This is a genomic window from Brenneria uluponensis, from assembly GCF_032395385.1.
Taxonomy (GTDB): Bacteria; Pseudomonadota; Gammaproteobacteria; order Enterobacterales; family Enterobacteriaceae; genus Prodigiosinella; species Prodigiosinella aquatilis.
In genome coordinates, this window is the sequence record NZ_CP135917.1 from 240,013 (window position 1) to 265,074 (window position 25,062).

24 protein-coding genes, 3 tRNA genes and 1 riboswitch are annotated in these 25,062 nt (G+C 43.7%); of the genes, 17 read left to right on the forward strand and 10 right to left on the reverse strand.

Translation table 11 applies throughout. The features are described 5' to 3' along the window. Positions 1-72 precede the first annotated feature (72 nt). From RS889_RS01155 to RS889_RS01185, 7 genes are all read left to right on the forward strand, one after another. A tRNA-His gene (locus RS889_RS01155) sits at positions 73-148 on the forward strand. A 21-nt stretch (positions 149-169) separates the two neighbouring features. Continuing rightward, positions 170-256 (forward strand) — tRNA-Leu (locus RS889_RS01160). A gap of 41 nt (positions 257-297) precedes the next feature. Then, positions 298-374: transfer RNA gene (locus RS889_RS01165), tRNA-Pro, on the forward strand. Between the two features lie 467 nt (positions 375-841). Continuing rightward, on the forward strand, positions 842-2,170 hold the full coding sequence (locus RS889_RS01170; protein WP_051391431.1) for an amidohydrolase family protein: 1,329 nt from the start codon (positions 842-844) through the stop codon (positions 2,168-2,170). Positions 2,171-2,409: 239 nt separating this feature from the next. After that, positions 2,410-3,189, forward strand: a complete 780-nt coding sequence (locus RS889_RS01175) for an ABC transporter ATP-binding protein (protein ID WP_021013512.1) — start codon at positions 2,410-2,412, stop codon at positions 3,187-3,189. Next, entirely contained in the window at positions 3,186-3,989 is an 804-nt protein-coding gene (locus RS889_RS01180; protein WP_315709048.1) for an ABC transporter permease, read from the forward strand. The genes RS889_RS01175 and RS889_RS01180 overlap by 4 nt, the downstream gene beginning before the upstream one ends. A 19-nt stretch (positions 3,990-4,008) precedes the next feature. Beyond that, a complete protein-coding gene (locus RS889_RS01185) occupies positions 4,009-4,947 on the forward strand; it encodes an ABC transporter substrate-binding protein (RefSeq protein WP_315709049.1) in 939 nt (312 codons plus the stop codon). 206 nt (positions 4,948-5,153) lie between these two features. On the opposite strand, the gene RS889_RS01190 is transcribed toward RS889_RS01185, so the two are convergent. Next, entirely contained in the window at positions 5,154-6,035 is an 882-nt protein-coding gene (locus tag RS889_RS01190) for an EamA family transporter (RefSeq protein WP_315709050.1), read from the reverse strand. Positions 6,036-6,684: 649 nt separating this feature from the next. On the opposite strand from RS889_RS01190, the gene ltrA reads away from it, so the two are divergent. Continuing rightward, positions 6,685-8,208, forward strand: a complete 1,524-nt coding sequence (gene ltrA, locus RS889_RS01195; protein WP_315707905.1) for a group II intron reverse transcriptase/maturase — start codon at positions 6,685-6,687, stop codon at positions 8,206-8,208. Positions 8,209-8,529: 321 nt separating this feature from the next. On the opposite strand, the gene RS889_RS01200 is transcribed toward ltrA, so the two are convergent. Genes RS889_RS01200 through RS889_RS01215 form a run of 4 tightly spaced genes read right to left on the reverse strand, consistent with a single transcriptional unit; the run spans position 8,530 to position 11,239 of the window. Next, positions 8,530-9,267: a class I SAM-dependent methyltransferase gene (locus RS889_RS01200; RefSeq protein WP_315709051.1), complete on the reverse strand. Its 738-nt coding sequence runs from the start codon at positions 9,265-9,267 to the stop codon at positions 8,530-8,532. A 19-nt stretch (positions 9,268-9,286) separates the two neighbouring features. Further along, on the reverse strand, positions 9,287-10,270 hold the full coding sequence (locus RS889_RS01205; RefSeq protein WP_315709052.1) for a thymidylate synthase: 984 nt from the start codon (positions 10,268-10,270) through the stop codon (positions 9,287-9,289). A gap of 2 nt (positions 10,271-10,272) precedes the next feature. Then, the gene (locus RS889_RS01210) at positions 10,273-10,728 is read right to left on the reverse strand and encodes a nucleoside 2-deoxyribosyltransferase (protein ID WP_021013506.1); all 456 of its coding nucleotides are present in this window, start codon (positions 10,726-10,728) and stop codon (positions 10,273-10,275) included. Continuing rightward, a complete protein-coding gene (locus RS889_RS01215) occupies positions 10,697-11,239 on the reverse strand; it encodes an NUDIX hydrolase (protein WP_315709053.1) in 543 nt (180 codons plus the stop codon). The genes RS889_RS01210 and RS889_RS01215 overlap by 32 nt, the downstream gene beginning before the upstream one ends. 90 nt (positions 11,240-11,329) lie before the next feature. Then, positions 11,330-11,434: riboswitch (TPP riboswitch) on the reverse strand. Positions 11,435-11,995: 561 nt separating this feature from the next. Between RS889_RS01215 and RS889_RS01220 the strand changes: the two genes are divergently transcribed. The 3 genes from RS889_RS01220 to RS889_RS01230 are packed head-to-tail and all read left to right on the forward strand — an operon-like array spanning position 11,996 to position 13,203. Next, positions 11,996-12,385 carry an HAD hydrolase-like protein gene (locus RS889_RS01220; protein WP_315709054.1) on the forward strand — a complete coding sequence of 130 codons (390 nt, stop codon included), beginning with the start codon at positions 11,996-11,998 and terminating at the stop codon, positions 12,383-12,385. Positions 12,386-12,420: 35 nt separating this feature from the next. Beyond that, on the forward strand, positions 12,421-12,630 hold the full coding sequence (locus RS889_RS01225) for a hypothetical protein (RefSeq protein ID WP_345785304.1): 210 nt from the start codon (positions 12,421-12,423) through the stop codon (positions 12,628-12,630). A gap of 21 nt (positions 12,631-12,651) precedes the next feature. After that, complete coding sequence (locus RS889_RS01230; protein WP_315709056.1) at positions 12,652-13,203, forward strand: NUDIX domain-containing protein; 552 nt, start codon at positions 12,652-12,654, stop codon at positions 13,201-13,203. Between the two features lie 52 nt (positions 13,204-13,255). On the opposite strand, the gene otsA is transcribed toward RS889_RS01230, so the two are convergent. Together otsA and otsB are read right to left on the reverse strand one after the other, a co-directional pair. After that, positions 13,256-14,680, reverse strand: coding sequence for an alpha,alpha-trehalose-phosphate synthase (gene otsA, locus RS889_RS01235; RefSeq protein ID WP_315709057.1), 1,425 nt, complete (start codon positions 14,678-14,680; stop codon positions 13,256-13,258). Further along, positions 14,677-15,450 carry a trehalose-phosphatase gene (gene otsB / locus RS889_RS01240; protein ID WP_315709058.1) on the reverse strand — a complete coding sequence of 258 codons (774 nt, stop codon included), beginning with the start codon at positions 15,448-15,450 and terminating at the stop codon, positions 14,677-14,679. The genes otsA and otsB overlap by 4 nt, the downstream gene beginning before the upstream one ends. Positions 15,451-16,454: 1,004 nt before the next feature. On the opposite strand from otsB, the gene RS889_RS01245 reads away from it, so the two are divergent. The 3 genes from RS889_RS01245 to RS889_RS23710 are packed head-to-tail and all read left to right on the forward strand — an operon-like array spanning position 16,455 to position 19,209. Continuing rightward, a complete protein-coding gene (locus tag RS889_RS01245) occupies positions 16,455-18,368 on the forward strand; it encodes an HAD-IIB family hydrolase (protein ID WP_315709059.1) in 1,914 nt (637 codons plus the stop codon). A gap of 4 nt (positions 18,369-18,372) precedes the next feature. Further along, positions 18,373-18,963 (forward strand): RdgB/HAM1 family non-canonical purine NTP pyrophosphatase, encoded by a 591-nt coding sequence (gene rdgB, locus RS889_RS01250; protein WP_315709060.1) that lies wholly within the window; start codon positions 18,373-18,375, stop codon positions 18,961-18,963. 3 nt (positions 18,964-18,966) lie between these two features. Beyond that, entirely contained in the window at positions 18,967-19,209 is a 243-nt protein-coding gene (locus tag RS889_RS23710) for a YgjV family protein (protein ID WP_021013488.1), read from the forward strand. Between the two features lie 216 nt (positions 19,210-19,425). Here the strand turns inward: RS889_RS23710 and RS889_RS01255 are convergent, their stop codons facing one another. The 3 genes from RS889_RS01255 to RS889_RS23715 all read right to left on the reverse strand — a co-directional run bounded on the left by RS889_RS01255 (position 19,426) and on the right by RS889_RS23715 (position 21,473). Next, positions 19,426-20,403, reverse strand: a complete 978-nt coding sequence (locus RS889_RS01255) for a zinc-binding dehydrogenase (RefSeq protein WP_315709061.1) — start codon at positions 20,401-20,403, stop codon at positions 19,426-19,428. 62 nt (positions 20,404-20,465) lie between these two features. Then, positions 20,466-21,143: a type 1 glutamine amidotransferase domain-containing protein gene (locus RS889_RS01260; protein ID WP_315709062.1), complete on the reverse strand. Its 678-nt coding sequence runs from the start codon at positions 21,141-21,143 to the stop codon at positions 20,466-20,468. A 180-nt stretch (positions 21,144-21,323) separates the two neighbouring features. Then, positions 21,324-21,473 (reverse strand): DegT/DnrJ/EryC1/StrS family aminotransferase, encoded by a 150-nt coding sequence (locus RS889_RS23715; protein WP_425475103.1) that lies wholly within the window; start codon positions 21,471-21,473, stop codon positions 21,324-21,326. Between the two features lie 363 nt (positions 21,474-21,836). Between RS889_RS23715 and idnD the strand changes: the two genes are divergently transcribed. From idnD to RS889_RS01275, 3 genes are all read left to right on the forward strand, one after another. Then, complete coding sequence (gene idnD, locus RS889_RS01265; RefSeq protein ID WP_315709063.1) at positions 21,837-22,868, forward strand: L-idonate 5-dehydrogenase; 1,032 nt, start codon at positions 21,837-21,839, stop codon at positions 22,866-22,868. Between the two features lie 17 nt (positions 22,869-22,885). Beyond that, on the forward strand, positions 22,886-23,650 hold the full coding sequence (idnO, locus tag RS889_RS01270) for a gluconate 5-dehydrogenase (RefSeq protein ID WP_315709064.1): 765 nt from the start codon (positions 22,886-22,888) through the stop codon (positions 23,648-23,650). Between the two features lie 75 nt (positions 23,651-23,725). Further along, positions 23,726-25,048 carry a gluconate:H+ symporter gene (locus tag RS889_RS01275; RefSeq protein ID WP_315709065.1) on the forward strand — a complete coding sequence of 441 codons (1,323 nt, stop codon included), beginning with the start codon at positions 23,726-23,728 and terminating at the stop codon, positions 25,046-25,048. The last annotated feature ends 14 nt before the right edge of the window (positions 25,049-25,062 follow it).

Here is a 25,062-nt window from a genome sequence, read left to right on the forward strand (position 1 = left end):
GTGCGAGAGCTGCGGAGGTATTTTACCCCGTAACAGAAGTACCGAATGCAGGTAGTAATGTAGTGGTATATGGTGGCTATAGCTCAGTTGGTAGAGCCCTGGATTGTGATTCCAGTTGTCGTGGGTTCGAGTCCCATTAGCCACCCCAGATTTTAAAGTTTGTGAATATGCGAAGGTGGCGGAATTGGTAGACGCGCTAGCTTCAGGTGTTAGTGTCTTAACGGACGTGAGGGTTCAAGTCCCTCTCTTCGCACCACACAAATGATGATGTCAGTGGCATCAAAGCAGTAAATTTATCGGCGAGTAGCGCAGCTTGGTAGCGCAACTGGTTTGGGACCAGTGGGTCGGAGGTTCGAATCCTCTCTCGCCGACCATTTTCTCTAAAGGTTTTGTCCATTAATGTTCGGACGAGGCCAGTAAGAAATAAAAAAAACAGTAAGTTATCATGACTTACTGTTTTTTTATTTGTTATGTTTCCCCTCGATATAGTGAAATCCCCCTTTTTTATGCATGCGTTTGGGCAAGAAATAGCGGCACATGTGATGCACTATGCTTAACAGGTATGCGCTCCTTTGAATAAATATATTGATCCGCAAGCACATCAACAGACTAAACCGTTACGGCAGAAATGGACCGGGGAATGACTACAGATGCACGGTTTGTTAAAACTTTTTTTCTGTCTATAGTCATATAGTGAAAATGTCGTGCTATCTGTTTTGGTAACTTTCTATTTACGCTATATTTTGTTCGTTTTTTATCAGTGGGATTGTCTGCGATACCGATACAGTCTTCTCTTCTGTGACACAGATCCAAATTATTTTTATATGGGAAACGTGGAGGAATGATGGGGCGAATCATTATCAAAAACGGCATGGTACTCACGTTGGATGAGGCGGGTACTTATTACGAAAGTGGTACTGTTATTGTCAATGGAGATCGACTCGCCGCTATTCTGCCTGCAAGCCAGTCTTTCGAATGTTTCCCGACAGACGAAGTAATTGATGCCTCGAATAAAATCGTGATGCCGGGATTAATCGATCTGCATTATCACACCGCTATAGGTAAAGGTTTCAATGACCATATGCCTTTGTGGGAATATCTGGATGAGTGTTGGTATCCATTGGTGAGAGCATTGGATCCAGAAGCGGCTTACTGGGCTGCGCTCGCCAGCTATACGGAGTCCATTAAAGCAGGTACAACGACGGTTAACGACATGTACCGTCAGCTCGATTCTCTGGCCATGGCTGCTGAAGAAATTGGCATACGAGCGGTGCTGTGCAACGATGTTGCACTCAAGGAACATCATTTAGACTGTCTCCAGGATAACTACGATGCTTATCAGCGTAATCACGGCAAGGCCAATGGTCGTATCGAGGTACGCGTAGGTATTGAGTGGCTTCCCTTGGCTTCACCTGATTTATTACGCGAGGCGCGAGCCATGGCGGATACATTGGGAAGTGGCATTCATGTGCACCTAAATGAATCGCAAACTGAAGTCGATTTCTGTCTGGAAAAGTTTGGACGCCGGCCAACGGAGCTGGCATATGATATGGGGCTGCTCGGCCCTGACACTATCGCTGCCCACTGTGTTTGGCTCAGTGATGGTGAAATCGCCATGATGGCCGAAACCGGAACCCACATCTCTCATAACCCAAACTCCAATGCAAAACTGGGTAACGGTATTGCGCGTGTCCCCGAGATATTGGCTGCAGGTATTAATGTTGGGCTCGGACATGATGCAGTAGAATGCAATAATAGTGCAGACATGTTTGAAGTTATGAAATACGCTTCTTTATTGCAACGTGCAAGCCGTGTCGATGCCAGCTTGATGCCAGCCAGAGAAGTCCTGCATATGGCTACTCATCATGGAGCAAAAGCATTGGGGCATGAAACTGGTCAACTGGCTGTGGGCAAAAAAGCAGACATCATTCTCGTTGAAACGAATAACGCAATCTTTACACCACTTTTGCGCGATACACCGGTTCATCTAACCAGCCATCTTGTTTTTGCTGCTAATGGCAGTACCGTTGATACGGTAATTATTAATGGTGAAATTGTGATGCGCGGCAGGGTTCTTACGCACGTTGATGAGCAACTGATCATCAGTGAGGCTAATGCGGCTTTCCGTCGCCTTAAGGACAATATAGTGGTGATGAAAGGTAATGATTGAGTTTATCTGTGGTAATTAACCACCAGATGATGAAGGCTCTACATTATGAACCAGCATGTTGCTATGCAAGCTTGCTAATGGCATTGAATTAAGTTAGCCATCATTACAAACAATTAGCTCAATTATTTAAGATATTTCCTTGCCATATGACAAAAGATTGACTCTTGGCGGATAAGGCGGCTCCTCTGTGATGAAATGACTACCCTTATTATATGAACTTTTTAAAAAGGTAGCGTGTAATGGGAAAAACGTCTGGCCCCCATCAGTCCGTATCCTCAGCAGCGGGAAATAGTGGGATTCCGGGAATCCGCGTAGATAACCTTACCTTACGTTTTGGTAACCATACTGTTTTCAATAAGCTGACTTTCGAGATTAAAGGCGGCGAGTTTGCGGTATTACTCGGTGAGAGTGGTGTTGGTAAAAGTAGTTTACTAAAGATTATTGCCGGGCTTTCCAACGCGACATCCGGAAATGTATGCGGTACGGATGGACAACCACTCAATAATCGCATTGCTTATATGGGCCAGCAGGATCTGCTATATCCGTGGCTTAACCTTTTTGAAAATGTAACGCTTGGTGCAAGATTAAGACGAGAAAAGGTTGATAAACGCTGGGCGGAACATCTACTTGAACGCGTAGGGCTGGCAAACCGACGCACTGCATTGCCCGCTGAATTATCAGGAGGAATGCGGCAACGAGCGGCTATTGCCAGAACGCTCTACGAACGGCGTCCCATTGTCCTGATGGATGAACCTTTCTCGGCATTAGATGCTATTACCCGAGTTAAAGTACAAGATCTGGCTGCTGAGTTACTAGAAGGGTGTACCGCGTTGTTCATTACGCATGATCCGATGGAAGCATGTCGACTCGGTCATTGCTTGATGGTGTTATCAGGACTTCCCGCCGGAATTGGGAAGCCTATTACTATCGCGGGTAATCCTCCTCGCTCCCTGGATGATCCTGAATTGCAAAGAAGCCAAGGTGAACTATTGCGTCTTTTTGTGGAGCAAGCGCAATGAATAACAATTTTTTGGCTCGTTATGCCCTTATTAGCCGGGGGATAGTGATTTTTCTCGGCCTAATCGCACTCTGGTGGGGAGGGACTTGGTTATTTAGCTTACCAAGCTACATGTTACCAACGCCGCCTAAAGTTGTAGAGGCGCTGTGGAACGGCAGAAGCTATCTTTGGAAACATACATTGATCACGACGGTTGAAATTTGTCTCGGTCTTTTCTTTGGTCTGTTGTTCGGTGTGCTTTTTGCGTTGGCGATGATGTTTTCACCGATATTACAGCGCTGGTTGATGCCAGTGCTCGTTATTAGTCAAGCTATACCGGTATTTGCACTAGCTCCATTGCTCGTGCTTTGGTTAGGTTTTGGTCTTTGGTCCAAGGTTGTTGCTACCACTTTGGTCATTTTTTTCCCGATAACGGCTTCTTTTTTTGATGGATTACGGCGAACTGAAACAGGCTGGTTAGAACTGGCCCAAACCATGGGGGCCTCTCCTTACTCACAATTACGTCATGTCCGGCTGATAGCGGCGTTACCCGCCTTCGGTTCCGGGTTGAGGGTAGCTGCAGTTATTGCACCGATTGGGGCAATTATCGGTGAATGGGTAGGCGCTGCGGGTGGACTTGGCTATGTTATGTTGAACGCAAATGCCCGAACGCAGACAGCAGTCTGTTTTGCCGCGCTTTTTATTTTGTCGATCATGGCTGTCGTGTTATGGCAACTGGTCGATGTATTTCTAAAGCATGTTCTCTACTGGGTTCCTGATTCAGAACGAAAAAATCAGCTCCCGGAGAGTAACCGTTCATGATGTCAAATAGGGGATAGGAATGCTCAAGAAAACGGTTATCAGCTCGTTATTTGGTCTACTAATGGCAACGTCGGTACATGCGCAGGAAAAAGTTACTGTTCTGTTAGATTGGTTTATTAACGCTGACCATGCTTCTCTCTTTGTCGCTGACCAGATAGGTGCTTTTAAGGCGGAAGGGTTGGACGTCGAATTCGTGCCGCCAGCAGATCCCAGCACGCCTTCCCGTTTGGTGGCGGCAAAACAGGGAGACATAGCCATTAGCTATCAACCACAACTTTATATGTATGCAGATCAAGGACTACCATTGGTTCGGGTCGGTACTATCATCAACACGCCATTGAATACATTGGCCGTTTTATCATCGTCAGGTATTCACTCTATGGCTGACCTGAAGGGAAAAAAGATCGGCTATTCCGTTAGTGGCATTGAGGAAGCCACGTTGAACAGCATGCTTAAACAGGGAAAACTTACATTAAAAGATGTCACCCTGATCAACGTCAACTTCCAATTGGTGAGTGCTTTGATGTCAAAAAATGTCGACGCCGTGCTGGGTGGTTTTCGTAATATTGAGGCACCCGAAATCCGGGAACTTGGCGTCGAACCAATCCTATTCAATGTCGAGGATTATGGTGTGCCTGCATATGATGAATTGATTGTGCTGGTTAACAAAGATAGTGTCGGTGACCCGAAGATCAAAAAGTTTATGATAGCTTTGAAGAAAGGCACAGAATATCTAAGGATGCATCCGCAGGAAACATGGGCAGTCTTTGCTAAGCGTCATCCTGATCTGAACAACAAACTCAATAAGATTGCCTGGATGGCGACTGTACCTTATTTCGCTAAAGATCCCATGAAGTTGGATGTTGAACGCTACCGTAGTTATGGGCATTTCCTGTTCGAAAATAAGCTAATCAATAAGGAACTTCCTGTCGGTGATTATGCTGTTGAATTAAAGTAATAAGATTTGATAGCACAGCATTATGATAGGTTTGTTTTTCCCGGTTAACTGGTAGCAAGTGGATGATTGAGCAACCGAAAATTAATCACATGATGTCTTCAACAAACTCGATCATTTGCAAATTAGACACTTGTTCTCGTGACGGGGCACACATTATGTCATTTGGCTATTCAGCACAAAGTAAATAAAACCAAGATAACGTTAACTTAAGCTGAAGATGAATTACTTGGGGCCTTGTTGGTTAAGGCTAATACCAGCAAGGCTCCGGTCATAGCTAACGCGCCAATTACATTTATAGCAGTAAGTGGCATTGGGAAAAAAGGTAACGCTATCAGTGCGACAATATATGGATTTATAGCACGCAACGTATTGGATTCAAAGAAAGATAAATGGCAAACACTTTTTATATAGAAAAAGAGAGACAGGCTGGCAGAAACTGCACTTGTAAAAGCAAATATAAATGAAAAAGGGATTGTAATGAGTGAGTCCAATAAATCAATTTTTACCTGTACAGCAAGGAATGGTATTAATACTACATTGTAGCAAAATATAATCGTGGCGGGGCTTACTGATATAGATACAAGTTTCAAAATGGCAAAGTTAAGGGCGAAAAGAAAAGCTGAGAATGAGGTAATTAATACCGCATCCCAAGGCCAGGGCGTGTTTGGCGCTGGCCAAGTTGAAATCAGTGAACTAAATATACAAACAATCGCAATTTCTATTCTCGTTGGATTAAATTTTTCATTGAAAATCCAATGCGAGAGTAAAAAACCAAATGCTATTTGGGTTCGAGATAAAAATGCATGGCTCCCAGGATCAAGTCCTTTTAAGCCTTGATAGAACATAAACATTGCCACTAGATTAGTTGCAATGGCAAGTATTCCGTACCAGGAAGTAAAAAAACGATAGAAAGATTTGAATGTGATATAAGGAAAACTAATTAGAGCAGATATAATCGCAAATACCAGTAAAAAGGCAGATGTTGATATTTGTTGTAATGCAACTTTCGCTAGCACAGCGGAGACCGCACTGGCTATAATTGAAATACACTGATAAGCGAGTGGGCGTGCTCTCTGCAAGTGAGTCATGGTAACGTTTCCTTTCTGTGAGCCTGTAAATAATTCTGTGGTGCGACACGAGGCTGTTCCTGCGATTGTTTCAGCCAGTATGTAGTAATCAGTGCGAAGAAACCTGCTGTCTCACCAGCAGTTCCCTACCCGGCTGTGCGTTGAGAGTAATTTCAATGTGCAAAGCGCCGGGGACAACGTAGCCACGGATTATCTGTAAGAGCGGACCGTGAGGTTCAATCTGAAACTGCCAGCCGCAGGCGGTGAAGGCGCCAGGGATAAGGGTATGGTCAGCATAAGCAAACCCCGATAAGCACCGTAATACTTAAGAAGCCAAAGCGGCTGTCAGGCTTCAGCCAAAAAGGCACGCGATCAGGTATGTTCTCTCACAGATGGGACATCGTGAGTGGTGTATCGCCGGTGTTAACGGGGGACCTAACCTCTTGAGTCACAGGAACGGAACGTGGTAATCCCGTACAACTCCGTAAGGTAGCGAACTCGTGAGAGCAAGCCATGGTTGTGCGGGAACGGGACGCTGGAAGAAGCGAATGATCGGTTGTAATGACCGATATACGGTTTTTTTTTTTTAACCGACCCGAAAGGGGGCTGACGTCCAGTGGGTCTTCTCTGGCGAGAAAATCGGGAATATCGACGTTATGAGGGAACGCAAATGACGCAGGCCACAAGCCAATGCGGTGCACCTTCAGCATCGTCCATGTGGTCATCGATCGACTGGCAACAGGTGGAGGATGATGTATTTCGATCACAGATGCGTATCGCCAAGGCAACCAAAGCACAGCGCTGGAATAAAGTGTGTGTGCTCCAACGACTTCTTACCCGGTCTCATCAGGCGAAGTTGTTGGCAGTGAAACGCGTCACATCGAACCGGGGGCGTAATACTCCAGGTATTGATGGCGCATTATGGGTAAATCCGCAGCAAAAATGGCAAGCGGCTCAAGCGCTGACCTGCCGGGGTTATCAGGCTCAGCCTCTAAGACGTATCCATATTCCCAAAAAGAATGGCAAAACAAGGCCGTTAGGGATCCCAACGATGCATGATCGTGCCATGCAGGCACTTTTTCTATTGGCAACAGAACCCGTGGCAGAGACTACAGCTGATCATCACTCGTATGGTTTTCGGCCAAAACGCTCAGCCGCAGATGCAATAGAACGGTGTTTTGTGGTGCTGGCTCAGAGGTCATCAGCGCAATGGATCCTCGAAGGGGATATTAAAGGCTGTTTTGATAACATCAGCCATGACTGGATGATACAACATCTCCGCGTCGAGCGCAGAGTACTCGCGCAGTGGCTGAAGGCAGGGTTTGTGGAGAAAGGGCAGCTTTTCTCAACCGCTGCAGGGACGCCGCAGGGTGGAATAATTTCCCCTTGTCTGGCTAATGGCGTTCTGGACGGCATGGAATCAATGCTGAAAAGCATCACGAGACCCGCTGATAAAGTTCATATGGTCAGGTACGCCGATGATTTTGTGATAACCGGAAGTTCAAAAGAACAGCTGGAAAACATGATCAAACCGGCAGTAACGGTATTCCTGCAGGAAAGAGGGTTAACGTTATCTGAAGAAAAGACTTCGATCGTTTCAATCTCGCAGGGATTTGATTTTCTGGGGTTTAATGTTCGCAAGTATGGAAACAAATTGCTGATTAAACCTGCAAAAAGCAGCATCAAATCTTTCCTTGATATTATTCGAAAAGAGATCAAAGCAGGCATAGCTTTACCCACTGCAACGTTACTAGGCCTTCTCAACCGCAAACTGATGGGTTGGGTAAACTATTATCGACACGTGGTGGCAAAAGCCGTCTTCAGTAAAATTGACGCCGTCATTTTTCGGGCGCTCTATCGGATGATAAGGCGAAAACATAGCAGGAAATCGGCCGGCTGGCTCTGCCGAAAGTATTATGGCAGCAGAGGATTGCGACGCTGGATATTTCACGCGGTCTATCGGGTGAAAAGTGGCGAAATCAGGACCATCAGCCTGAAACAAGCTTCGGCAACGCCAATACGACGTCACAGACAAATCCGTTCAGCCGCCAATCCTTACGATGTGGAATACCTTGATTACTTTAAAGAGCGAATGCGGAAATATCCTTCACAACAGTGGGTTGCTGGGTCAGGTATCTCTGGCCTTATGGAGGGCTTGAGCCGTGTGCAGGAAAACTTGCACGCACGGTTCTGAGGAGAGGGAGTCGCAGAAATGCGGCTCTCTTATCCGACTAACTGCTTACCTATTAACGGTGATCGTTCAGTCACACATGGCTCTCCCTGGTCGTTATCGCTAACAATAGTGACTATCTATATCCCCTTCGCCTTTCAAGATGCAGGTGTGTTGGCTGCATTCCTCCACTCGAGTCACTTATCTGGATTCACTCATTTACCGCTGTCCTGCATCTTGAAGTTTATCGGGTATATGCATTTAACATAAATAGTCTGTCTTTTGTTTTTCCCGTAAATAATGCTGATTTTTAATAAAAAGTTTATGGTTTTATGAAATAAACTATCAACACGATGCCTTAACCGTCTTAAACATAATGAAAGGTTTGGTATCTTGAAGTTCATTGAAATTTTGGCGATCAGGATTGTCAAAATTATTAACGTATTTCAATTCCTTTTCTTCAATAAGTGTCAGTCCAGCCTGAGAGAACGTTTGATGGTATGTTTGTACATCCCAGCTTTTATCAACAAGTTTTAGTGATTGTTGTCCTGGAATATTGAGATAAACGGGGCGATCTTCTCCGTCGTGATAGGTCACACCATATTCACCATTACGGTAAGTGGGATATTGTATCCCTGTAGTCCGCGGATTAGTGTCTAATACATAGTATATACCCCCGGGCTTAAGTAGACGTGCGACTTCTGAGGTTACGCGCGATAGTTCAAGTCGTTCCGGTATGTTGATAAACAGAAAACAACTAATGGCCGCGTCAAAACTACCATCAGAAAAGGGCAGCATTGGGCCGGAAATATGTACATACTGCAATTTATCGCCACCTGCCGCTTTTGCCTTGTCTATCATTGTGGGCGCAATATCCACTCCGGTAACATGATCGATACCCGCGCTTTTTAAGCGTCTCGATACTTTTCCACCACCACATCCATAATCAAGTACATTTATTTCTTTACCACATGAGTTGGTTAAGTCAGCGATCATCGGTTGATAGCCAAAGTGATCTTCAACCCAATCATCATATGCGTCGAAAAGTTCAGATGTCTGTTTTTCAGTCCAGTTTGTATTCATTGAGATTCCTACCTTTATGTTAATAGTCAGTAGTGCTGTCCCAGCGGTTGATAATAAAAGGACGATAGTATTGATTTATTGACTCCATTGCTTTCCTGGGCAGTTGTTCACCCATCTTGATGTGGCGATAGATCCAGAATAGCAACAGTATATCCCGCCAGTATGGGGACAGATGAATATTTAATAAATCATCAAGCGATACTTGACCTTTTCGAATTTGTGCCTCGAAGCTCAGTACAGAACTTATTGTCTCACTCGATGTTCCCAATGGCATCGTTGGAATAGATATGTTTTGTCTAAGGGTTTCTTGATTATTGAGCACTGTCAAGGCGCGTTTCAACGTATCATCGTAGACATGAAGCGATCCAACTTGATGAGTATAATGACCAATTTCACACCCGATTCTTGATGCAATATATTCTTGTAAGAATGTAAATGAAAAAATATCATTTAACAGACCAGTATAGGCATCATTTGCTCGCATGAAACCAACCATATTGAGTTTCCCGTCACGTAATAATAATTGCAAACCTAACGTACACGATACATCTATATTTCGCCTAAAAAGATCTTCTTCGGCGCTAAAAATCTGGAGAACCACGCGCTTGCTGTCTGCATCATCATTCTTCAGAATATCGATTGCTCGTTCAATCTGATCCAAAGCATTCGCACCATAATATCTTAATCTGGCACCATAGCCTGTTCCGGGCAGGGACTTTCCATCAGGGCTATAACGCTTCATTGAGGGTGCATAATAAGCAATGAAGTCTACGTCATTTTTACCAGATAAATACCACAATGCCTCTGCGTAGTTGAAAACAATATTTTGTCTTCGTTCTGTATTAAGACAGAAGCGGGCAGTTGGATTATTTAACCGCACATTATAACCAATTATTTCATATTCTGAATGCCCGCGAGGGGAGTTGTAGTATTCATATTTAAAACAGACTTGACGAAGAGTTGCCTTATACAATTGGGTCAAATCATTAAAACTTTCTGGCATACTTATCCCCTCTTTTCAAGACGTTTGATGGCTTGTTCAATAATCTCTGGATTTATTGAGTTATTTTCATATTCTATATATTCGACTTGGGTGATTTGATTTAATCCTTGTACAAGGTATGCATATGTCTTTTGTGTTTCCAGCAACATGATTATGGGCTTACCTAAGGCGGAAGCCCAGCCAAGTTCTATATGAGTACCGGGTGATACCGGTGAACCCGGAAAAGCGACGAAGCAGTCACAACGAGAAATTTCCTCATAATCCTTTTTTGTACAAGCATCAGGTGTCATGAAATCTTTTCCCCAATTCTCTCTCCGATGAGCGGAGTGAACATTCCACCCAATATTTTCAAAAAAAATAATTATTCTGCTAAATAATGTAATGCTTTCATCTGACATGATACCGCTACGGCTATTAACAAGTGATTTAAAAGGTCCGGCCAGAAACATTCGTCTCATTTTTTTCTCCTTCTTTAACTGAGCAATGTAAATTATAGGCTTTAAAAGCAACCTCTCTCACTTGATCTGCCAATAACCCATCAAAATTAAAAATTCCATCCGATATATGCACCCATTGGCAGTCAGTCGCGTCATCGCCAGGCCTTAGTTCACCATCAATATATTTGCACCGCATCGCAATTAATACATAATGATGATGTTTTCCCGTTAAGTCATAGCCGATAACTTCCACAATATCTACCAGCGCTTCAATTTCAGCAGTGATTCCAGTTTCTTCCATGAGTTCGCGTAAAACCGCGGTATGCAAGCTTTCTCCAGGTTCAACTGAACCTCCCGGATAACCCCAGGTGTCTTTCTGTGGTTCTTTACTGCGCTTAACAAGGATCAATTCATCGTTACGGAAAGTTACAGCAATGACCGCAAGGCGAGGTGCGGATAGTGAAGACGGATGGGGGTATTTTTCTGGCTTATTGGACAACGTTGTTAAGGTTTCTGACTCTCTTGGTGACATAGAACCTCCAGTAATTAATTACAGGAGACCCGAGTACGGAGTGAAAGGGTAAGAGTGAAAAGACACTTGCCTTACTGATGTTTTATGAAGTGACTGATACTTGTCCTATCCCTACGCCGGTATTACCCAGATCAGGTTCAAAGAGTTTGGATGACTCCATCTCAGCCTTTATATAAGGCACCCCTTGGATAATTAATCTTTACATCCTCAACGGCATTAAGTCAACTTGCTCTGTGTATATTCATATAGCGACATAGGGTTAAGTATATATACCGGTTACTCTTCTCATTACAGGTGTGTTGGCTTTCTTCGCTTATCACAATCACTACTTGAGTGAGCTATCAGGGATTTGCTGCATTGCCGTCTTCCTGTAACTCGAATTGTTTAAAGTACATTTAATATTTAATCAGTTACGAATCATATTAATCTTTTTATAACCGCGGAGTTACTCCCAATTGGCGTGCTTACTGAGATTGGTGAAACTTATCATGAATCTACTGTCTCAATAGGTTTAATTGTTACTAGATATGCTTGGGTAGTAGCGATATACCTATTAAATCTCCCACCGGAGTCTCTTTTTCCGAGCTGGATAACGATTTTCTTTACTATATTCATAAATTATTTCGGACCCCTCATATTCTGCGGAAGCGATTTTATTATTTTCCGAGAATGACTATCGGCAGGCAGGTAATGTAGTTATTCAGAACGATATTTCCTGGTTAAAAGAACATTTACAATTGATAAAGGTATAACAATATGGGAAATGTTTTTTCTGGCTTTTTATTTGACATGGATGGCATGCTCGTGGATTCCACCGCTGTGGTTGAGCAAACTTGGAAGACGTTTTCATTGGAGCATGCGCTGAATTATGGCGATGTCATTGCCTTTGCTCATGGCAGACGTACCGAGGAAACAGTAACTCATTTTTTGGGCGCCTCAAGGCTGTCGCAGAAAATCACCCATGAGATCGAATACAGAGAGACGATAATGACGGCAGGCATTACCGCTGTGCCCGGTGCTGTTGATGTTCTACAGTCCATTCAGCCGGCACATTGGGCGGTAGTTACCTCGGCCAGCCGTCAACTGGCTATTAACCGCTTATTGGCCGCGGGCTTGCCGCTACCTCCGCTGCTGATATCAAAATAGGAAAACCGGATCCACAAGGCTATCTTCTGGGCGCGATGAGAATGAAATTGGATATAAAAGATGTTCTTGTTTTTGAGGATGCGCAAGCCGGTATGAAAGCGGCGATAGCCAGTGGCGCTTCATTAGCTATTATTGGCGATGTCGACTGTAAATCGAAACGTGTCTGGGGAACCTTACCTGATTTTAGACAGTTCAGGGGTGAGCTTTGCGGTGAACGTTATCAGGTCGATATACTCAATCATTGATCGTCACGGAGGAAATGTAACGTGAAAAATATTCCTGCTATTGAAGCATGGGGAGAGGCGCGAACTGTTCATTCGAATCCGTGGTTTTCCGTACAGAAGACCAGTCTTACGCAAGAATTGATGACGAAAACTTTTTTTTCTGTACATCATGAGCGGCCAGCTGTTGGTATTCTGGCGGTGAAGAATGAACGGATTTTGCTTATCCATCAATATCGTTATCTGACGGGCAAAGTGGTCTGGGGAATTCCCTCCGGTGGCGTGGATAAAGGGGAAACTGATGTCGACGCCGCCAGACGAGAATTGTTGGAAGAAACGGGTTATTCAGCCTCTTCAGCTGTTCAGTTGATACGTTACTACCCGACATATGGTTGTAGTGATCAGCAATTTGTTATTTTTTTGTGTCGTGACGTGACATTTGTTGGGCTGGATGATGAACAGGATGAAGTGATCGAGGCCCGGTGGTTTTCTGCGGGAGAAATTATGGCGTTAATTACATCAGGTGAGATGATTGATGGGCTGTCGCTGACGCCATTACTGTTCTATTTTGCCACTGAAACGGTATTACTGAAATAAAAAACCCGCAAAGATACCTCCAATGCGGGTTCTTATTTTCGCGCACTTGCTATCAGGCTTGTCGCGGTAAAGTGGCAATATCCTGTGTCAGGTTATACCGTTCGTGACAACGATCTGTGGCCTGTAGGTCGGCAATAAATGATGTGCGCCAGTGCTGAATATCGTTTTGCTCCAGGACAGACATCATCTCGCTGTGACGTGATATTCGCTCCGCCAGCGACATGGTTAATGCCCGGTTCAATGCATCGGCGACCTCATTCTTATCGTAAGGATTAACGATCAATGCTGACGTCAGTTCATTGGCTGCGCCGGCAAATTTCGACAACACCAGTACGCCGGGATTCGCAGGATCCTGGGCGGCTACATACTCTTTCGCTACCAGATTCATCCCATCCCGCAATGGTGTTACCAATCCGACGTCAGTTTGACGGAATGTTTTTATCAGTAGCCGACGGTCAAAATGCTGATTGAGGTAATAAAGTGGTGTCCAGCCCATCGTCCCGTATCGGCCATTAATCCTGCCAGCTTCAGTTTCCAACAGGTGACGAATATCTTGATAAGCCTGCACTTCTCCCCGGGACGTCGGGGCTATCTGGGTGTAGCGGATGTTGCCGTGATGCTGTGGATAATTTTCCAGTAGCGCCTCAAAAGCCAGAAAACGTTCCGGTAGGCCTTTGGAGTAATCTAGTCGTTCTACCGCGATAATGTTTTTCATATGGCGCAGGTCGCGTTTGGCCTCCTCCAATCTGGCAGGAAGTGGACCTTCAGCCATTTTGCGGATACTATCCGTTTCAATACCGATAGGATAAACCCCGGTAGTGAATACTTTGCCAAATGCAGTGTAGGTGTTTGCGCTGAGCGCTTGCACGCGGGTCAGCATCGATAGACATTCAATAAATGCCTGACGGTCATTTTCCGTCTGGAATCCCAGCAGATCGAAATCACAGAGTTTTTCCAACAATTCCTCATGCGGTGGCAACGCGTTAAAAATTTCTGGCGTTGGGAAAGGGATATGCAGGAAAAAACCGATCTGGTTCTTCATACCCAAATCACGGCAAGCTGCACCAAACGGCAACAGGTGATAGTCGTGAATCCACAACATATCATCGTCTTTCACCCAGGTATTCAAATGCTTGGCCATCATATCGTTGACACGGCGATAACCTTCCCATGCGTTACGGTCATAAGAAACCAGATCGAGACGATAGTGAAAAGCGGGCCACAGCACTGCATTTGAGAACTGACAATAATACTGATCATAGTCCTGCTGACTCAGACTAAATGAAGCAAATGTGATGCCTTCTTTTTTCTGCACTTGCGGCGGTTTTTCTTCATCACTGATCTCGCCATTCCATCCGAACCATATACCACCACTACTGCTCAGTGCGTCCAGAATACCGACGGCAAGGCCGCCAGCGCTTTTTTTCTTGCCATCAGGGATAGCAATCCGATTAGATACGATGACTAAACGGCTCATAATCCTTTCTCCTTACCGATATTGCTTGTGCATCGGTGTTGTTGTTGTTTGAGCCACTGGTGTACTGCTGCAACATTATTGAGCCGAAAATGCGCTGCAGTTTCTCCCGGTCCTACTTTGATGGATAGACCGTTCAGCGTGTTGACCTGGTGAAAACCGGCTTCATCTGTCAGATCATCGCCAATAAATACCGGGATACGGCCAGAAAAAGGGTGTTCCTGCATGAAGGCACCAATGGCCGTACCTTTATCTACCCCATGTGGCTTGAGTTCCACCACGCATTTCCCAGGTTGCAACATCAGTTGCGGATAGGCGCGGCAGAGAGATTCCGCCAGTATCAGAATGTCCTGTTGGTATTCAGGAACCTGGCGATAGTGCAATGCAAACGCGATACCTTTGCTTTCCAGCTTACTGCCAGGGAAAACGGACATCGCTATAGTGAGTCGCTCCTTTAGGGCCTGTAGCATTCCTGTTGGTAGGGTAATCCGATGTACCTGGCCCAGACTGTCACGTCGCTCTGCACCGTGCACTCCTGCCAGCGGTAACGTCAGAGGTGCAAGCAGATTATCCAGTTCTGACACAGCGCGGCCTGATACCAGGGCCAGAGCACCATTACTGTATTCAGCGAGGGCATGTAGCGTGTGGAGAACCGAAGAGGGAATGACAACCTGCTCTGGTGTGGGCTTTATCTCCGCCAGGGTACCATCCAAATCAAAGAAAAAAGCGTAATTATCTTGATGTAGTGGGCTAACTGGCATGTCGTCAGTCATGTTCCCGTTCCTCCTTTATAATATTTTTCAATGCGTTAAAACTGGGTGCGCCGAATTGCCGTCAGCCCCATATATTCTTATTTCTCCTGGTGACTAATCATTACTGTGTTAAGTATAGACCTTGAGCCAGGTTATGCGATACGAAGCCGGCCACTGTAACGTCAGGCCAGGGCGCGTGTTGGTGGAGATTCTGACCGTCAGAATAGTAGAAAAATGATACCACAAGCGGTGCGTAAGAACCGCTGGGTGTAGTTTTCTGGCGACAACTTACTGTTCATGCGTCTCAAAAAGGAGACGGATAATTCATTGAAATATAATAAATAATTTATTTTTGAATTAAAGTGTCTTTTATCTGCGACATATCGGGTGATCTCCCGTTCATTCCTAAGGTGGGTAGGTTGAACAGTAAATAGTGAAGTAATAAAAAATTCTTTACTTATCAACCGATAATTCAAGGTTACTCCTTTCGTTCGACTCTTGTTTGATATTTTGGCATAATATGTGCTTAAATTAACGCGTAGATGCTCATTCCACCTTCTATGTTTGCTCCGGCTTCATAAACCTGGGAATGACGCAGAGCCGTTTACGGTGCTTATCGTCCAACACCATATGAAGGATATCTTCATTGGACTTTTCGGACATGACGTTGAGTGAGGCACCACAAATTGTCTTATAGACCTGATTTTATTTAACGCTTGTCGTTTATCGGCAAGCGTTTTTTTTCGTGTCAGGGAAAGCCATTAACCGCGTAGCAGTATTTTGCCCTGGCAGCTCAGCCGCTGTTCACTGGCCGTCGCTTGAACCGTATCAGAAAGATCGAATAGCGTAATATCAGATCAACACTGATGAAGCTTGTACCACGTTATGCGACTTACCGTAGTAAAACGGTAGAACGGGCATTTCACCAAGTTAAATCAGAGGCAATTTATCCCCTTTCGTATTTGTGAACCTCATGTTAAAATACGTTATATATTCTAATATATAACGATAGGAGAAAGGTACGTGTGAGAACTTATATCTTTGATTTAGATGGGACTATAGTTACAAATGGCAAAGTTATACATGATGTTATTGCTAACAAAATTTCATCATTAGCTGATAAGTATACTGTGATATTCGCTTCTGCAAGGCCAATCAGGGATATGTTGCCGCTGATACCAGAAAATCTCCGAAATTGCCTGATGGTTGGATGTAATGGAGGTATGGCATGGGAGAAAAACGCGTTTGTCTTTTCACATACTTTTGCCGATGAAAAAGCAAAGAGAATAGTTAGTTTCCTCAAGGCAAATAAGATCCCTTATGTCTTGGATGGTAACTGGAAATTTTCAGTATCAGACATAAGCCATGACTTCCATTCATATATAAGATCACTATCAGAGAATGAAACGAGTGAGGAATATATTTTTGATAGTGGTATCACTAAAATATTAGTTTTGGATGGATGTTCAAGAGATAAAATAAACACATTCTTCCATAACGAAAATTTTAATTTTAATATTCATCATCATAGGAATGAAAACATTTTTGATATTACACCTCAAGTGGAGAATAAGTACTTATCTTTGTCTAAACTGGGTGTGAGTTTTGAAGAGGCGATTGTTTTTGGGAATGATGAAAATGATTTTGCTATGTTGGATAATGCTCGGCTTTCTGTTTTCGTCGGTGCTATGTCTGACTACCCGAAAGCGACATTTTACTGTCGGACTGAATATATCCCAACAATTTTAAATGAAGTCTCTGATACATTTGAACGAGGAATTAATAAACATTATGTAAATAAGCAACAAATAGCAATTGAAAGTATTGATGATTTAATCCGTTTACAGAAAACCATCAGTAGTTGGGTACCTTGTGAACCTGATATTCTGTTGAAACTACAAATTGCAAAAATATCATCCTGGATTGGATATTCATTGTATGAATTGTATAGTATTGCTTTGGAAAGAAGTGTTTTTCATAAAAAAAGAGGCATTACCTCTCCAAAGGAAGATGGTGGAGGAAAGAAGAGTTCTTCATTATATAAGATGAAGGAATCAATGATTGTTGCACTCAATAAAGAATTGTTGAGAATTAAAAACAATCTTGAGTTTTCTGCTTCCTTACACAATGAGGTTAGATATAAAAGAATCAATGAGCGATTAAATAATTCAGCCTTGATTATAGAAAAAATACTCACCATGACAAACACGCTTCTTTCTGAAATAAATATCCAAAACGATGATTCAACTGAAGTTGTTAATATTTATCATGAATGTTTCATTTCTCCATCTTTACCGGTTCGAGAATATGAAGGTGAGATTTCGCATTCCGTAACGAAAAAAATGCGAATGATGTATTCTAATTATATTAATCTGGAAGTTCCAACCGTAGAGTGTTGTTGTGCGATTCTTAATGACTTTGAATTTGACTGGTCTAATACTCCATTTATTCATGATCTCAGTCGGCAAATAGAAGACGAAGTTTATCATGCAATTATATTACGAGAGGAGTATGAAAAACACGGAGGAGGTGGGCCCGCATTAAATCCTCATTTTAGATTTTGGCAGATGGCGAGAGGGGAAGATCTCCCTACACGTCTTTATATCCACCAGAAAATGGGTGAATGGATAGGTATCGATGCCGCTATTATGCAAGTATTGACTTGCAATGATAGTGATGTAACAGAAATTTATACGTCTATTGTCAGTGATGAAATAAATCATACTCGTTTAGGAACATATTGGATCGATCAATATTGTAATGATTATGAAAAGGTTAAAGAAAAGGCATTAAATAAAAGAAAACAGTTCGATGAAACTGACGAAGGGCCAGTAAAATTTCCGGTTAATGAGTATGTATGCGAGCTATGTGAATTCAAACGTGATGAAATTATTCAGCTTTTAGAACGTGAGTCTACATTCGGACGGTTAAATGGATAAGAATATGCGTATTATATTGGCAACTCAGAATAGTGGGAAGTTGAAGGAGTTCTCATCTATTGCAAAACTCGCTTGTGCAAGTGTTAATTTTGAGATCAAACCTATCGCTAATGATATTGGTGATATTCATGAGACTGGCGATAATTATCTAGACAACGCATTGATAAAAGCTGAAACCGTTTATGCTTTCTACCATAGCCCCGTGCTTTCTGATGATTCGGGTCTTGAACTCATTGATTTTAACAATATCCCGGGTGTTTATTCTGCACGATTCGCTGGTATTTCTGCTAACGATGGGGAAAACAGGAGTAAACTTTGTGAATTTATGACATCTAATTCTGTTTCTTCTACCCCGGCGCGATACCGTTGCTTACTTATTTATAAACCAGATGTAGCATCTTATTTCAAATTTGAAGCAATTTGGGATGGGGTGATCACAACCGATTTAAGAGGACATTCCGGCTTTGGCTATGACCCTATGTTCATCCCAAATGGTTTCAGATGCACAGCAGCAGAATTAGATAATGAAGTTAAAAATAAAGTTTCTCATAGAGCAAAAGCTTTATTTGGGCTTTTCAAATTTTTGGGAGCGTAGATAATGTCGTTTCTTGATGTGTTTGGTTACATAGGGACGGTAGTCGTTGCGCTATCATTTATCTGTAAGAGTATTTTACGGTTAAGGCTACTAAATATGATAGGCGCCACAATAATAACACTATATGCATTAACAATACGAGCATATCCAGTTGCCGTTCTCGATGGCCTTATAGTAATAATTAATGGATATCAACTATATCTGATTTATAAAAGTAAAAAAGGTATCAGGATAAATGCTTTGTAATTAAGTGCTTTTATATCGCGGTAAAATAGATGGCTTTCCAAAATATGGTAAATAATCATGTAATTAAAATTAATTGCATGCCTGTTATATTTCACGTTACATGTGTGTAATCCAGCACGTAGACTCCCATTCCATATTTTCTCTGGTTTTATAAATCTGATTTTATTTAACGCTTGTCGCTTATCGGCAAGTGTTTTTTCGTGTCAGGGAAAGCGATTAACCGCGTAGCAGTATTTTCCCCTGGCGCCCAGGTCGTTCGCTGGCCGTCACCGCCTGAACCGCGTCGGAAAGATCGAATAGCGAGTCTACCGGCAGTATCAGATCACCGCTGGCAGCCAGATGTATCAATTCGCCGATCATCCGCTGCTTATCTTGGGCTGGCACCGTGCTGGCTACTTTACTGGCCCAAAATCCCTTAATGGTCACCTGTTTGAAAATCATGTCACCGGAACTGATTTGCATAGGTTGACCGCTCATGGCACCAAACGAAACCAGCACTCCTCCTTCACTCAGCAGATGTAACAAATCGCCACTGCTTTTACCGCCTACAGAGTCAACTGCACGTACCAGTGGTTTTCCGTCCAACAGGGCAGCAATCTGTTCTTGCCAGTCGGGATGGTCGGTCGAAATCGTATTTCTCAATCCTAGTGCGGCCATCTCTTTGATGGTCCCATGGCGACGAACCAGATTAATGACATGAATTCCCCGTGATTTTGCCAGCATGGCTACGGTTTTCCCAACTGTACCGTTGGCGGCGTTCTGAATCATCCATTGTCCGGGTTTGATATCAAGGTATTCCAGCAGCATCAATGCGCTTACCGGCATAGCAATCAGTTGGCAACCAACCTTGTCATTAATCTCATCCGGTAATGGTACCGCCGCTGTAGCCGTTGCCAGAAAATATTCCGCCCAGGTGCCATGTATGCCAGCGGTTACCACGCGCTGACCGATTTTCAGGTGCTGCACGTTACTACCGAGAGCATCGATTACGCCGGCGGCTTCACTACCACCGATTCCGGGTAACACCGGTTTATGGCCGTACATTCCCCTGATTGTCCAAAGATCGTGGTTATGAATGGGAGAATAGGTCATGCGAACAAGGATTTGTTCAGGACCTGGTTGGGGTTGAGGTACTTCGGTCAGAGTAAGGACTTCGGCCGGATTGCCAAATGAAGCGTGGGTGACACTGCGCATTCTGGTTTCCTTATAGTATTTTCGCCGGAAAAACCGTGCTGCCTTTGTCAGCGTGCACAAGGTTAAGCCATCAGTTTCAGCATTTCAGAGGCAACTGGCGCAGAGCTGGCCGGATTTTGCCCGGTGACCAGCAGTCCATCAGTGACTACATGTGGATGCCAGTCGGCGGTTTTTTCGTAAATACCACCTTGCCGTTTCAGTTCATCTTCTACCAGAAAAGGTACGACATTGGTGAGTTGTACGGCTTCTTCTTCACTATTGGTGAAACCCGTGACTTTGCGGCCTTTAACCAGTGGTGCGCCATCACTGTTTTTCACATGGCGTAATACGCCAGGGGCATGACAAACCGCGCCAACCGGTTTTCCAGCACTGGCAAATGCTTCAATTAAGGCGATGGAATGCGGATCTTGTGCCAGATCCCATAGCGGACCGTGGCCACCGGGATAAAATACCGCGTCGAAATCGGCTTCATGTACGTCCGACAAGCGTTGTGTCGAGGCCAGCATCTGTTGGGCTTCCGGGTCTTGTCTGAAACGTTCCGTATATTCGGTTTGTGCATCGAGCGCATCACTTTTCGGATCAAGCGGTGGGTGCCCCCCTTTTGGTGAAGCTAGTGTCAGTGAAGCTCCGGCATCTTTGAAAACATAATAGGGGGCGGCGAATTCCTCCAGCCAGAACCCGGTTTTTTTCCCAGTGTTACCCAACTGATCGTGTGATGTCAGTATCATCAAAATCTTCATGATTATCAGTCCTATGGTGTAAAAACGTTAAGTGCATAAGTCCATGGGTCGGGTTATCAAAACATAGCGTGTATTTCCGTTTGTCACCCTGACTAATGAGCTTGGCGTAATAGCGTTCGATATGCAGAGAAGGATAGCAGATGCGGAGAGATAAAAGGGTCGAAGCGGAATCGGTAAGTGTCAGGATTGATGTACTCCTGTTATATTCCTGACCATCAGGGCCAGCATTAAACTGATCGTTGCTGAGGGCGCGGCAGTGATGTGATCAACTCCGATAGCGTTTCTCACTGCTTTTTCATAAGCGCGCTTAATACGGCCTTTGATGAGCATACCTGCTGTAATTATTGATCGAATATTTTTTTCATCTCCTTATTTCTTATAAATTTAATTTCATTAAACTTTAATATTAATACTTTCCTGGTATCAGGTGCTTAAGAAATTATCGGTATTTCAAAAATATATGGGTTTTCCTCAATACTGATTAACCTGTCGTGTCTTTTATTTACGCCATAAGAGCGTTTATGTTTTCTCAGTCACGTTATTTGTAACATGGATTTTGTAACAACAGGGTGATGACTTCACGTTATGCGTAACATACGTTACGTAACATGAATTATAGTGACGCACTTCAAATTTTTAAGGGGAATGTTCCTGTTTTATAGCGACATCTCTTAATGAGTAACGAGGTGTAGAATGATCGATGAAACAAAATCCTGCGTTGTGTCAGGAAAAAATAAAGTCAGTGTTATTCAGCAGGAAGTCAATTATCAGGGAATAGGGACATTGGTAAGAATTACTCGTGGTGGGATCTGTGGTTCTGATCTGCATTATTATCATGAGGGTAAGGTCGGGACCTATCAGGTTAAACAACCGATGATACTGGGTCATGAAGTTATCGGGGTTGTCGTTGAGAGTGATAGCGATAAGATTATTAAAAACCAGAAAGTCGCTATTAATCCAAGTAAGCCTTGTGGTCACTGTGAATATTGTAAGTCGCATGAAGAAAATCAATGTGTCAATATGCGATTTTTTGGCAGTGCTATGTATTTCCCCCATGTAGATGGTGGGTTTACGCAATATAAAATAGTAGATACAAGTCAGTGTATTCCTTTTGATGATCAAGCCAGTGAACAGGTTATGGCATTTGCCGAGCCATTGGCTGTCGCAATTCACGCTGTTAATCAGTCTGGTGATATTAAAGGGAAGAAAGTTTTCATATCAGGTGTCGGCCCTATCGGCTGTCTGGTGGTTGCCGCAGCAAAAGCGATGGGGGCAAAAGAGATTGTTTGCACCGATGTAAGTGAGCAGTCACTAACTATGGCGAGTGCCATGGGGGCGACAACCGTACTTAATGCCGTATCGGCTGATTTCTCTTCCTATCTGAAAGACAAGGGTTACTTTGATGTTTCGTTCGAGGTGTCTGGTCATCCGCAATCGATCTCGCGTTGTTTAGCGGTCACCCGGGCGAAAGGAACGATGGTTCAGGTGGGTATGGGTGGCGCGGTGCCCGATTTCCCGATCATGATGCTTATTGCCAAAGAAATAACGTTGACCGGAACATTCAGGTTTAAAGAGGAATTTAATACATCAGTGGAGTGGTTAAATAATAATACTATTAATCCATTGCCATTGTTAAGCGCTGAGTTTTGTTACGACGAATTGGAAAAGGCGCTTTTATTCGCATCAGATAAAACAAAAGCAGCAAAAGTACAGTTAACGTTTTAATTTTAATTGAGGTTGTTATGAAAAATCTGTTTTCATTAGAGAATAAAAAAATACTTATTACTGGCGCGGCACAGGGCATCGGTTTTTTACTCGCCAAAGGGTTGGCTGAGTATGGCGCGGAAATTATTGTAAACGATGTGACCGCCGAGCGTTCAGAGAATGCTGTCTCGGAATTAAAAAAAATGGGTTATACGGCTTATTCGATGCCATTTGATGTGACAAATCATCATAGTGTGAATGAGTCCGTTGATTACATAGAAGACAATATCGGTGAAATTGATGTTTTGATCAATAATGCTGGTATTCAACGGCGTCACCCTTTTACTGAATTCCCTGAGAATGAGTGGAACGATGTTATTGCTGTTAATCAGACAGCCGTATTTTTTGTTTCTCAAGCCGTGGCCCGTAAAATGATGGTTCGCAGGAGCGGGAAGATTATTAATATCTGTTCAATGCAAAGTGAACTGGGTAGAGATACGATTACACCGTATGCCGCATCAAAAGGCGCTGTGAAAATGTTAACACGTGGCATGTGTGTAGAGCTCGCTCGTTATAATATTCAGATAAATGGTATTGCCCCTGGGTATTTTAAAACTGAAATGACGAAAGCGCTGGTTGAAAACGAAGAGTTTACTTCATGGTTGACGAAGCGTACTCCTGCCGCGCGTTGGGGTGATCCGAAAGAGCTTATTGGTTCTGCTGTCTTTTTATCATCACAAGCATCAGATTTTGTTAATGGACACTTATTATTCGTTGATGGTGGAATGTTGGTCGCCGTATAAATCTGATATTGAGACTAAATATATATTGTTTCCATTGGCGGCGGATTATCGCTGCCTTTATTCCAGGAGTATTGTATGCCGTTAATAATAATAGCGATTGGTGTCGTTCTCTTACTTATTCTTATGATTGGCTTCAAAATAAATGGATTTATCGCACTAGTGCTGGTTGCTGCGCTTGTCGGAATTGCCGAAGGAATGGCACCACTTAAAACGATTGCCTCTATTCAGTCTGGTATAGGTAATACCCTTGGCGGGTTAGCACTTATTCTTGGGTTCGGTGCGATGCTTGGCCGATTGATTTCTGATACCGGGGCGGCACAACGCATTGCGTCTACCCTGATTCATCGATTTGGCAGAAATAATATTCAATGGGCCTTGTTAATTACCGGATTGATTGTTGGCTTGGCCATGTTCTATGAAGTGGGTTTTGTATTATTGCTGCCGCTGGTTTTTACTATTGTTGCCTCTGCCGGATTACCGTTGCTTTACGTTGGGGTTCCCATGGTGGCCGCGCTTTCTGTGACCCACTGTTTTCTGCCGCCTCATCCTGGTCCGACAGCGATTGCCACCATTTTTAATGCAAACCTGGGCACAACATTGCTCTATGGCCTTATTATTGCGATTCCTACGGTTATCATCGCTGGTCCTTTATTTTCAAAGTTGCTTAAAAAATACGAAAAAGAACCCCCTAAGGGACTGTTTAATCCCCATGTATTTGCTGAAGAAGAGATGCCGGGTTTTGGCGTCAGCCTGTTATCCGCTATTATCCCGGTTATTTTAATGGCGTCTGCTGCAATTTGTGAAATGTTGTTGCCAAAAGGTAATACGGTACGATTACTTTTTGAATTTATCGGACACCCTGCCGTTGCTCTTTTTATTGCTATCGTATTGGCTATATTTACGTTGGGTCTGCGTAATGGGCGAAATATAGAGTCGGTCATGGCGATTGCGAGTGACTCTATCGGTGCCATAGCCATGATCATGTTTATTATTGCTGGTGGCGGTGCATTTAAACAGGTCCTGGTTGATAGTGGGGTGGGCAATTATATTGCGATGCTCATGAAAGGCTCATCTCTATCTCCATTGCTGATGTGCTGGACAGTAGCCGCCTTGCTGAGAGTTGCCCTGGGATCGGCGACGGTCGCGGCGATTACTACCGCGGGTATTGTATTACCTTTGATTGCGATTACACATGTTGATCCCGCGTTAATGGTGTTGGCCGTGGGGGCTGGCAGTGTGATTGCGTCACATGTGAATGATCCAGGATTCTGGTTGTTTAAAGGGTATTTCAATCTTAGTGTGGTAGAAACATTAAAGGTGTGGACGGTGATGGAAACACTGATATCCATATTGGGACTTATTGGTGTCCTCATGCTTAATAGTGTTATCCACGTGTAGGCGTTCAACCATCA

Excerpts from the sequence above, each read along its gene's own strand:
- rdgB (WP_315709060.1), top strand. The coding sequence starts at position 18,373 with ATGCGTATTATATTGGCAACTCAGAATAGTGGGAAGTTGAAGGAGTTC.
- ltrA (WP_315707905.1), top strand. The coding sequence starts at position 6,685 with ATGACGCAGGCCACAAGCCAATGCGGTGCACCTTCAGCATCGTCCATG.
- otsA (WP_315709057.1), bottom strand. The coding sequence starts at position 14,680 with ATGAGCCGTTTAGTCATCGTATCTAATCGGATTGCTATCCCTGATGGC.
- RS889_RS01225 (WP_345785304.1), top strand. The coding sequence starts at position 12,421 with ATGAGAATGAAATTGGATATAAAAGATGTTCTTGTTTTTGAGGATGCG.
- RS889_RS01210 (WP_021013506.1), bottom strand. The coding sequence starts at position 10,728 with ATGAGACGAATGTTTCTGGCCGGACCTTTTAAATCACTTGTTAATAGC.
- RS889_RS01215 (WP_315709053.1), bottom strand. The coding sequence starts at position 11,239 with ATGTCACCAAGAGAGTCAGAAACCTTAACAACGTTGTCCAATAAGCCA.
- RS889_RS01220 (WP_315709054.1), top strand. The coding sequence starts at position 11,996 with ATGGGAAATGTTTTTTCTGGCTTTTTATTTGACATGGATGGCATGCTC.
- idnO (WP_315709064.1), top strand. The coding sequence starts at position 22,886 with ATGAAAAATCTGTTTTCATTAGAGAATAAAAAAATACTTATTACTGGC.
- RS889_RS01190 (WP_315709050.1), bottom strand. The coding sequence starts at position 6,035 with ATGACTCACTTGCAGAGAGCACGCCCACTCGCTTATCAGTGTATTTCA.
- RS889_RS01275 (WP_315709065.1), top strand. The coding sequence starts at position 23,726 with ATGCCGTTAATAATAATAGCGATTGGTGTCGTTCTCTTACTTATTCTT.
- RS889_RS01260 (WP_315709062.1), bottom strand. The coding sequence starts at position 21,143 with ATGAAGATTTTGATGATACTGACATCACACGATCAGTTGGGTAACACT.
- RS889_RS01185 (WP_315709049.1), top strand. The coding sequence starts at position 4,009 with ATGCTCAAGAAAACGGTTATCAGCTCGTTATTTGGTCTACTAATGGCA.
- RS889_RS23710 (WP_021013488.1), top strand. The coding sequence starts at position 18,967 with ATGTCGTTTCTTGATGTGTTTGGTTACATAGGGACGGTAGTCGTTGCG.
- RS889_RS01255 (WP_315709061.1), bottom strand. The coding sequence starts at position 20,403 with ATGCGCAGTGTCACCCACGCTTCATTTGGCAATCCGGCCGAAGTCCTT.
- idnD (WP_315709063.1), top strand. The coding sequence starts at position 21,837 with ATGATCGATGAAACAAAATCCTGCGTTGTGTCAGGAAAAAATAAAGTC.
- RS889_RS01180 (WP_315709048.1), top strand. The coding sequence starts at position 3,186 with ATGAATAACAATTTTTTGGCTCGTTATGCCCTTATTAGCCGGGGGATA.
- otsB (WP_315709058.1), bottom strand. The coding sequence starts at position 15,450 with ATGACTGACGACATGCCAGTTAGCCCACTACATCAAGATAATTACGCT.
- RS889_RS01205 (WP_315709052.1), bottom strand. The coding sequence starts at position 10,270 with ATGCCAGAAAGTTTTAATGATTTGACCCAATTGTATAAGGCAACTCTT.
- RS889_RS01175 (WP_021013512.1), top strand. The coding sequence starts at position 2,410 with ATGGGAAAAACGTCTGGCCCCCATCAGTCCGTATCCTCAGCAGCGGGA.
- RS889_RS01200 (WP_315709051.1), bottom strand. The coding sequence starts at position 9,267 with ATGAATACAAACTGGACTGAAAAACAGACATCTGAACTTTTCGACGCA.
- RS889_RS01170 (WP_051391431.1), top strand. The coding sequence starts at position 842 with ATGATGGGGCGAATCATTATCAAAAACGGCATGGTACTCACGTTGGAT.
- RS889_RS23715 (WP_425475103.1), bottom strand. The coding sequence starts at position 21,473 with ATGCTCATCAAAGGCCGTATTAAGCGCGCTTATGAAAAAGCAGTGAGA.